Consider the following 9,182-nt stretch of genomic DNA (forward strand, 5'->3'; position numbering starts at 1 on the left):
GCCGAGGTCAGGCGGCTTTTTCTTCTGCGGGTTCGTCTTCGGCACCCGCCGCACGTTCCCATGCGAGTGTGTTGCGACGATAGAGCATGAACAGCACTGCAATCACAACCGCAATCACTGCGACGCCAAGCGTACCGCCAAGCCAGCTGATTGTTTTGATGATAATGTCTGGAACCCACAGGAACCCATCGACCACGGACGTAATCTGCAAGGCATTTTCTGGCAACTTGAAGCCTGACGAGACTGCCGCACTGGTAAAGAGTGGCGCGAGCGCATTGGCAACATAGAAGCCGATGGTCAAAGTCACGGTCCCCACCACAACCATGCGGAACACATTGCCTTTCAGAAGCGGAGCCGTCATTGCAACGATAAACGGAATAACCGCAAGATCGGCGAACAGGATCACGCGATTGCCCGGCAGAATGACCGAAAGTATGATCGCAATCGGCACCAGAATGAGCGCCGACGAAATTGCTGCCGGATGCCCGATCAGGATGGCCGAATCGAGGCCGACGAGAAGTTCGCGGTCGCCTGTCCGCTTACGCACAAATTCCTGTGCAGCATCGGAAACCGGCAACAAGCCTTCCATCAGGATTTTGACCATGCGAGGCAAAAGCAACATCACCGCTGCCAGCGTCATACCCGTGCCCAGAACCTTGGCAAGCACCGTGCCAAAATCACCCGCATTATAAAACGCTATTGTGCCAAGCACGAGACCGATGACCAGCCCCATAACAACGGGCTCACCAAACACACCAAAGCGGCGTTCAATGGTTTCGGTGTTGATGTTGATTTTATTAATGCCGGGAATGCGGTCCATAATCCAGTTGAGCACAATAGCAATCGGCAAGATCTGCGCAGAAGCCAAATGCGGCACAGACACACCCGGAATGCCGTAGAACTGTTGCACCGCGCGCGCCGACCAATCGGCAAACAATAAGGACAAGGCCGCAACAAGTGCTGCAACAATAATGCCATAAGCGATGTTATCCGTTGCAGCGACAACCAACGAGCCTACGAAAGCAAAGTGCCAGAAATTCCAGACATCGACATTGAGCGTGCGCGTCCAACGCATCAGCAACAGGGCGATGTTGACCAGAATTCCAACTGGAATAACCCACAAGCCCACCGATGAACCAAAGGCAATGGCCGCAGCGGACGGCCAGCCCACATCGACGATATCACGCTTGATGCCAGTGTTGGTGACAATTGCCTGAGCCACTTCACCGATAGAGGTGAACATCAGGCCCAGAACCAGATTAATACCGATGAAAGCGACACCGATGGTTATGGCAGCGCGGAAGGCTTTACCGACTTTCGCGCCCAGTACCACCGCAATAATGAAGATGACGATAGGCAACAGAACCGTTGCCCCAAGCGTATCGACCGCCGTTTTTAGTCCGCTCAGAAATGCGTCCATTTAATTCTCCTCCCGCCGGAACACTCCCAAAGTGCGCCGAGCTACCAGAACGCTATTATTAGCTTGCACGTATCGGCGTTTCAAAATCTGAATTGCGCGAAACAGCAGAACTTTTGTATTCTATAACAAACTAAAGTCTAATAACAAGCTGCCATTAACGTTCGCGTGCCGACGTATCATTGTGAACACTGGTATTGACTTAAAAACAAATGTTCATTAATTGATTGTGCATCAGAGGAGACTGCGAGAATTTTGCAGAGACGTTCAGGAGGAAACGATGGCAACCAATGTGGCGTTGACAGGTTTGGCGCGTGATATGCAGGCGCGGGCGGATAGTGGCCGACCAATCCGCATCGGACTGATTGGCTCCGGTGAAATGGGGACGGATATTGTCACGCGCGTCGCACATATGCCTGGCATTGAAGTGGGTGCTATCTCCGAACTGCGTATTCCCAATGCGCTGAAAGCCGTCGATATTGCCTTTCAGGAAGAAGGCCACGGTCGCGAAGTTTCGACCGCTTCCGATCTGACTGCTGCGATGGAAGCGCATAAAGTTGCTGTAACCGACAATGCCAATCTGATCCTCGAAAATGATCTTATTGATGTTGTGATCGACGCCACGGGCGTTCCGGCCGTTGGTGCCGAGATCGGCCTGCGTGCCATGGAGCATGGCAAGCATCTGGTTATGATGAATGTTGAAGCAGATGTGACCATCGGTGCTTATTTGAAAGCAGAAGCCGAGCGCCTTGGCGTCACCTATTCGCTTGGCGCGGGCGACGAGCCGTCATCCTGCATGGAGCTGATCGAGTTCGTGTCCGCGATGGGCCATCCGATTGTGGCTGCGGGCAAAGGCAAAAACAATCCGCTCAACATCGATGCCGTGCCCGACCAATATATGGAAGAAGCCACGCGCCGTAATATGAATGTGCGTATGCTGGTGGAATTCGTCGATGGTTCAAAAACCATGGTCGAAATGGCTGCCATTGCTAACGCCACGGGACTTGTCCCGGATAAAGCCGGTATGCATGGGCCTGCCGCAACGCTCGACCAGCTCAACAAAACGCTGATCCCCGAAAAGGATGGCGGGGTGCTGTCCAAAGTCGGCGTTGTTGATTATTCGATCGGGAAGGGTGTGGCACCCGGCGTGTTTGTTGTCGCTGACATGTCGCATCCGCGTATTTCCGAGCGTATGGAAGATCTGAAGATGGGCAAGGGTCCATATTTCACCTTTCACCGCCCCTATCATTTGACGTCTCTCGAAGTGCCGCTGACTTGCGCGCGCGTTGTTCTTTACGGCAAGCCGGACATGGTTCCGCTGTCAAAGCCGGTCGCAGAAGTGGCGGCGGTCGCAAAGAAAGACATGCAGCCAGGCGAAAAACTCGATGCCATTGGCGAATATTGCTATCGCGCATGGATCATGACTTCGAGCGAAGCACGCAGTGCACATGCGATCCCATGCGGACTTCTACAAGGTGGCAGCGTGACCAAGCCGATCAAGAAGGGCGAGCTTATCACTTACGACAATGCGGCCGTGGCTACGGGTTCCAAGATTGCCGAACTGCGCGCGCGTCAAGACAAGCTCGTTTACGGAGCGTGAGGACAAAACATTATGGTTCAAGCCAAAAAAGTCGAACCGCAGGATACGGGCGACCGTCATAACTTGCCTTATGCATTTCGCACCTATTCGCCGGAACAGCTCAAAGAAGCACTGCATAAAATGTATCTGATCCGCCGTTTTGAAGAAGGGGCGGAAGAAAGCTATACGCGCGGTCTCATTCACGGAACGATGCACCTTTCCATTGGTCAGGAAGCGAGTGCGGTTGCGTCTTGTCTGCCGCTCAATGATGATGACATGATCACATCGACCCATCGCGGCCACGGCCATTGCATCGCCAAGGGTGCTGACGTGAAGCGTATGTTTGCCGAATTTTTCGGCAAGGAAACAGGCTATTGCAAAGGCCGTGGCGGCTCAATGCATATTGCCGACGTTTCCAAGGGAAATCTCGGCGCAAACGGTATTGTCGGTGGTGGCATTCCAATTGCGGTGGGTGCTGCGCTTTCTGCCAAAAAGCAGAAAAATGGCAAGGTTGTCGTGTCGTTCTTCGGTGACGGTGCTAACAATGAAGGCGCTTTTCACGAAGCGCTCAATATGGCTGCTGTCTGGAAGCTGCCCGTTATTTTCATTTGTGAAAACAACGGCTACGGCATGTCCACCTCGACAAAGCGTTCGACCGCTGTTGCCAATGTAGCGGACCGCGCCTCGGCCTATAACATGCTCGGCGTGATCGTGGATGGCAATAATCTGTCGGAAGTGGCAGAGGCAGTCAACGAAGCGAGCGAACGCGCACGGCGCGGCGAAGGGCCGACGCTCATTGAAAACAAAACATACCGTATTCGTGGGCATTCCAAGAGCGATCGCAACCGCTATCGCACCAAGGAAGAAATCGAGCATTGGCAGAATGATCGCGATCCAATCGCGCATTTTGAGGCTGATTTGAAAGCCTATGGCTTCATCAATGATGCCGAGATCGAGGACATCCGCGCTCAGGTGGAGAAGGAAATCGCTGAGGCGATTGAGTTCGCCAAGAACAGTCCGGCACCTGATCTGACCAACCTGACCCGCGACGTTTATACGGATGATATTTAAACATGGACACAACAATCCGTGAGTTGAGCTATTCGCAAGCCATCCAGGAAGCAATGGCAATTGCCATGGAACGCGACGAGCGCGTCTTCCTGATGGGTGAAGATATCGGCGTCTATGGCGGCGCATTTCAGGTGACTGGTGATCTGGTGCATCGCTTTGGCGAAGACCGTGTTATGGATACGCCTATTTCCGAACTGGGCGGTGCAGGCGTCGCGGTCGGTGCAGCACTGACCGGTATGCGTCCGATTTTTGAGTTCCAGTTTTCTGACTTTGCAGCACTGGCGATGGAACAGATCGTCAATCAGGCTGCAAAAATCCGCTATATGCTTGGTGGTGCAGTTTCGGTGCCGCTGGTTATGCGGTTTCCGGCAGGGTCGGGAACGGGTGCTGCGGCACAGCACAGCCAGAGCCTTGAAGCATGGCTTGGCCATGTGCCGGGGCTCAAAGTCTTACAGCCTTCAACGCCTTATGATGCCAAGGGCATGTTGCTTGCGGCCGTCGAAGACCCCGATCCAGTCATGATTTTTGAGCACAAGCTGCTCTACAAGACCAAAGGTCCGGTTCCAGAAGGTTTTTACACCGTGCCAATTGGCAAGGCAGAGGTGGTCCGTGAAGGCCGTGATCTTACCATTGTCGCAACGGCAATCATGGTACACAAAGCCCTTGATGCCGCTACTGAGCTTGCCAAGGAAGGCATTGATGTTGAAGTGATCGATCTGCGCACAGTGCGTCCGATTGATCGCGAAACCATTATTAAAAGCGTCAAAAAAACGTCAAAACTTCTTTGCGTTTATGAAGCGGTCAAGACGCTTGGTATTGGCGCAGAAATATCTGCAATTGTGGCGGAAAGCGATGCCTTCGACTATCTCGATGCACCAATCGTGCGTCTTGGCGGGGCCGAAACGCCAATTCCTTATAATCCCGACCTTGAACGCGCGACCGTTCCACAGGTGCCTGATATCCTGAAAAGCGCTCGTGATCTGGCTAAAGGAGTGCGCTGACCATGGCTGTGGAAGTCATTCTCCCCAAGGTCGATATGGATATGGAGACGGGGCAGATTTCGCGGTGGTATGCCAAAGATGGTGATACGGTCACGAAAGGTCAGCTTCTCTTTGAAATCGAGACCGACAAGGCCGCAATGGAAGTCGATGCACCAGCATCGGGCATCCTTGCAGATATCAGCGCTGCGGAAGGAACGGTTGTTCCTGTCGGGCAGGCAGTTGCATGGATTTATGCCGAAGGCGAAGAGCGTCATGCCAAATCAGCGCCCGTCGCTCAAGAAACGATTGTTGCGGCACCCATAGAAACAGCCATTGCGCCAGCCGCTCTGGAAAAGGTTGAACCTGCATCTTCGCACGATGATCAAACGGCGGCAGCCCATGATGTGCGGGCAACGCCGCTTGCCCGTCGGCTGGCGCGGGAGGCAGGCATTGATCTCTCGTCTGTTCAGGGTTCAGGACCGAAGGGCCGCGTGCAGAAGAAGGATGTTGAAGGCAATATCAGCGTCGCAAAGATGCCAAGTGCTGCTGTCGCTGCGAAACCTGCTTCAAGAAACAATGCAGAGCCTGCCACTGCGGGACAGCTCAATGCCGTCTGGTTGCGCGAGGGAGAAGCTGGCCGTTTGCCAGTTGTTCTGATCCACGGCTTTGCCGCTGATCTTAATTCATGGCGTGGATTGTTTGCTGGCGCATCGCTTGGCCATCCGATCCTCGCTCTTGATCTTCCGGGACATGGCAATTCACCACGGGTCGTTCCTGAAAGCATTGACGACATTGCCGCAAGCGTGGAGGCAACGCTCGCAGCATTGGGCGTAACATCCTGCTTGCTGGTTGGGCATTCGCTGGGTGGTGCGGTCGCGACTGTCACCGCTTCACGCGGTGTTATCGATGTGCGTTCTTTGCTGCTCATCTCGTCGGGTGGTTTGGGGCCGCAAGTCAATGCTGCGTTTATAAACGGTCTTATCGGCGCGAAAAGCGAAGCCAGCATCGTTCCCTGGCTGAAGCTTCTCGTTGCCGATGAGAGCCATCTGACGAAGCCGTTCATCAATGCGACCATCGCTCAGGCGGCGGACGCAGAACTGCGCGAAACGCAGGGCGCCATTGGTGCGCAGTTCTTCGCAGATGGCACACAGACCTTTGACGTTCGCTCAAGCATTGCTACGCTTGCAATGCCGGTGCGGCTTATTTTTGGTGCGCAAGACCGGGTGATACCCGTCGCCCATGCGCATGGTCTGCCGGGAAAAGTGGGCGTCCACATTTTCGCAGGCTGTGGGCATATGCCACAAATCGAAGAGCGGGCTGCGGTGCTGCAAATTTTCAAAGAATGCGCAGCCGCTGCCAATTAGAGCGTGTTTCAAGCTGATTGGATCAGATCGGCACTCTAATCGTACAAAAGCACATCGTTTGGCGACGATGTGCTTTTTTGTTTTTAATCAGACTGCGCTTTGTCTTTGAGCATCTGCGCAGCGCTTTCCTCATCGGTGATGAGGACTGTCGGTTTAAGAAGCTTGACTGCGCCAAGCAGCGCTGCGATTTTCTCTTTGCCGCCCGATGTCAGAATCCGTTGCGGCGTCTTCTGAAGGCTCTCGATTTTCGCCGACATGACACGGTCATGCACCGGATCATCAACGATCTTGCCGTTTCTGTCGTAGAAGTGGAACAGCACGTCACCGACGGCACCATTTTCGATGAGCGATAGTTTCTGCTGCTCATCAATCAGGCCCACACGATATGATGTGCTGCTGGCTGTCTGAATGTCACCGACACTGAGCAGGACCATGTCGAGGTCCTCGGCCATATCCAGCACAGTATTCAACCCGCAGCGCTCAATAAGTGCAGTTCGGGTTTCCCTGCTATCAACAAGCGCCGGGGCAGGAATGAGATAACCCTCGCCCTGAAAAATCTGTGCAAACTGCCACGCAAATTCCGGTGGGTTTGACCGTCGTGGCTGTACGATGCCACCCAGCAGAGAAATGACCTTCAAGTCATTGAGCGGGCGTGCACCGATATGCTGCAGGGTGCTGGAAAGGGTACGCCCCCAGCCCACGCCAATCGTCATGCCGTGCTGCACTTTTTCCGAAAGATAGGCACCGGTTGCCGCGCTGATTGGTGGAATCGGGTCAATGTCCGACGAAGAAAGCGGCGCAACAATGGCGCGCTCAAGACCAAAGGTCTTTTCAAGCTCAACTTCCAGAGATGTCAGACTTGCCAGCTTGCCCTCAATGGTAATTTTTACTTCATTGCGCGCACGGGCATCAGCAAGAAGGCGGACGATTGTCACACGACCGACACCGAGCGCTTCCGCAATGTCATTCTGCGTCATTTGTTCAACGTAATACATCCACGCAGCGCGTGTTCTCAATCGGCTTGTACGGTTTTCGGCCGCAACCCCTTCAGACCCAACGATAAGGTCTGCCGCTTCCGGTTTTTCTTTGGTCTTCCTGGCGGCCTTTTTCAAAACTATCCCTCAAATTAATGGTGCAATACAGCGTTATCGAACTGGTGTTGTTATACCTAAACTATTGCTTTTCCACGCAGAGGCAAACAATAATTCCTATGCATTGTCCATTCTGTTATCATGGTGCTGCAGGTGAGGAAAACAAACATGTTACGCATTCTTTCCGAAGAAATTGCAGTCAACCTAAAGGACCGTCTGCGCGAGGCTCGATATATGATCCGGCGCAATCGTCATGAAAGTTTGCAAACAGAACGGCCGTCTCCGCGACCCGGTGAAATTGTATCTCCAGAATTGCTGCTGGGACATGCCGCGAGCATGATGGACAAGGCGCTGACAACGGCTGAAACAATTTCGATTTCGTTGATTTCCTCTGATCCGAAAGCACATAGCGGCGCCCCGCATGTGAAGAGCCTAGCAATTTATTTTGGTGGCTCGGCTGAGGGCGTGCGGGCTTTCCGCAAAGATATGTATTACCTCACGAAAGAAGTGCTCCGCCGTCATAAGTTGCAAAATATGCTGATCCAGGAGGCTATCTTTTTAACCGTTCATGAAAAGGTAATGCAGAACCATGCTGCTTTATTGAAAAATGTATTTTCAGCTGAAGCAGGTGAGAAGAAAATCGCGACAACAGCCAAAGTTGTTGCAGCTATTTTTCTGCAATTGCTTGCCGAAAGACCTGTGCGGTTCATTTCGCTCAATAGCTATTGTGACCCAAAGGCTTTGCGCCGGTTTGAAGCCGCGTGTTTTGCCGCAGTCAGTGTTGCCTGTGGCTTGATCACCGTTAAGGCGGCGGATCTTGCTGGCATTGATCCTTTGGAAAGCGCTATTCTGGCATTGGATGTGCGCGGGGAGCGTCTCATTAAGGCGGCAGAAGATTGCGATCAGGCCAATCTTGAAACTCTGTTCCAGACCCTCATTACGCATCTTCCATGAAATAAGAGCCCGCCGTGTTACGCGTCAAGCGCCATTGCGCTAGCATCACGCATTTTGCGTTCAAATAATGATCTTTTTGCGCATCTCGGACAAACCTGTGAAATACAGTACATCACATGCAGGTTTTCTGACATCCGCAATTATGTGCTTGCCGCGTATCAGAACGCGATCACGATTGAACGCAGTCACATCAACAGCTTGGCAATCCGTCCTTTGCCGAGCAAATCCAGTTCTGGTAGCCCTGCCAGCAAAAAGCACGCCGTGTGTAGTCCAATCCCTTTGAACGGGGTGAGGATTTGCACCTTGTTGGCACGGTCTTTGTTGGATTTCAGACAGGCGTCTACCGTAACTTTAACTTTGCCCTACGACGTAGACTCATAAACTGACGCACCAGATGCGGAGAGCGACCAGTTTGCTAGCGGGAGGATGTCGGCTGGGGGGGGGGGGGGCTGTCGTAACGCGTTGTTATAGCTGGACAGTGGTTGACGCTGTTAAAGAAACGCTCAACCAGATTTCTCTGGCGATAAATCGGCGTAGATCAGCATCATAGATGCAGCTGTGTAACTGCGTAGATTAAAGTTACGCTGTCCCCCTACAACTGACAGCTTGCTGATGTTTTTCATATAGAGCAGATTTTCAGGACTTTTCAAATGTAGGGATTTTTTTATGAGTGCTTTCACGACGAATGCGGGTAATTTTGGACCTGCTGAGAATAGTAGTGTTGAT

General features: G+C 52.8%; 8 protein-coding genes. 5 read left to right on the forward strand and 3 right to left on the reverse strand.

Annotated features, from left to right (window positions below; genetic code table 11):
• Nucleotides 1–7 precede the first annotated feature (7 nt).
• A complete protein-coding gene (locus tag ABE527_RS17690; protein ID WP_265985884.1) occupies nt 8–1,420 on the reverse strand; it encodes a PTS galactitol transporter subunit IIC in 1,413 nt (470 codons plus the stop codon).
• 277 nt (nt 1,421–1,697) lie between these two features.
• On the opposite strand from ABE527_RS17690, the gene ABE527_RS17695 reads away from it, so the two are divergent.
• From ABE527_RS17695 to ABE527_RS17710, 4 genes are read left to right on the forward strand one after another with little or no spacing between them, the layout of a single operon-like run.
• Complete coding sequence (locus ABE527_RS17695) at nt 1,698–3,017, forward strand: NAD(P)H-dependent oxidoreductase (RefSeq protein ID WP_499697744.1); 1,320 nt, start codon at nt 1,698–1,700, stop codon at nt 3,015–3,017.
• A gap of 12 nt (nt 3,018–3,029) precedes the next feature.
• A complete protein-coding gene (locus ABE527_RS17700) occupies nt 3,030–4,067 on the forward strand; it encodes a thiamine pyrophosphate-dependent dehydrogenase E1 component subunit alpha (protein WP_499697745.1) in 1,038 nt (345 codons plus the stop codon).
• A gap of 2 nt (nt 4,068–4,069) precedes the next feature.
• Complete coding sequence (locus tag ABE527_RS17705; protein ID WP_499697746.1) at nt 4,070–5,068, forward strand: alpha-ketoacid dehydrogenase subunit beta; 999 nt, start codon at nt 4,070–4,072, stop codon at nt 5,066–5,068.
• A gap of 2 nt (nt 5,069–5,070) precedes the next feature.
• Complete coding sequence (locus ABE527_RS17710; RefSeq protein ID WP_499697747.1) at nt 5,071–6,411, forward strand: acetoin dehydrogenase dihydrolipoyllysine-residue acetyltransferase subunit; 1,341 nt, start codon at nt 5,071–5,073, stop codon at nt 6,409–6,411.
• Between the two features lie 83 nt (nt 6,412–6,494).
• Here the strand turns inward: ABE527_RS17710 and ABE527_RS17715 are convergent, their stop codons facing one another.
• Complete coding sequence (locus tag ABE527_RS17715) at nt 6,495–7,523, reverse strand: sugar-binding transcriptional regulator (protein WP_265985893.1); 1,029 nt, start codon at nt 7,521–7,523, stop codon at nt 6,495–6,497.
• Nucleotides 7,524–7,670: 147 nt separating this feature from the next.
• Here ABE527_RS17715 and ABE527_RS17720 point away from each other — a divergent pair, with 147 nt between their 5' ends.
• Nucleotides 7,671–8,456, forward strand: a complete 786-nt coding sequence (locus tag ABE527_RS17720; protein WP_499697748.1) for a hypothetical protein — start codon at nt 7,671–7,673, stop codon at nt 8,454–8,456.
• Between the two features lie 503 nt (nt 8,457–8,959).
• On the opposite strand, the gene ABE527_RS17725 is transcribed toward ABE527_RS17720, so the two are convergent.
• Nucleotides 8,960–9,182 (reverse strand): hypothetical protein (locus tag ABE527_RS17725; RefSeq protein WP_499697749.1); only part of this gene is annotated, 223 nt, incomplete at its 5' end.

The organism is Brucella sp. TWI432, assembly GCF_039674445.1.
In the GTDB taxonomy this organism is placed as follows: domain Bacteria; phylum Pseudomonadota; class Alphaproteobacteria; order Rhizobiales; family Rhizobiaceae; genus Brucella; species Brucella chromiisoli.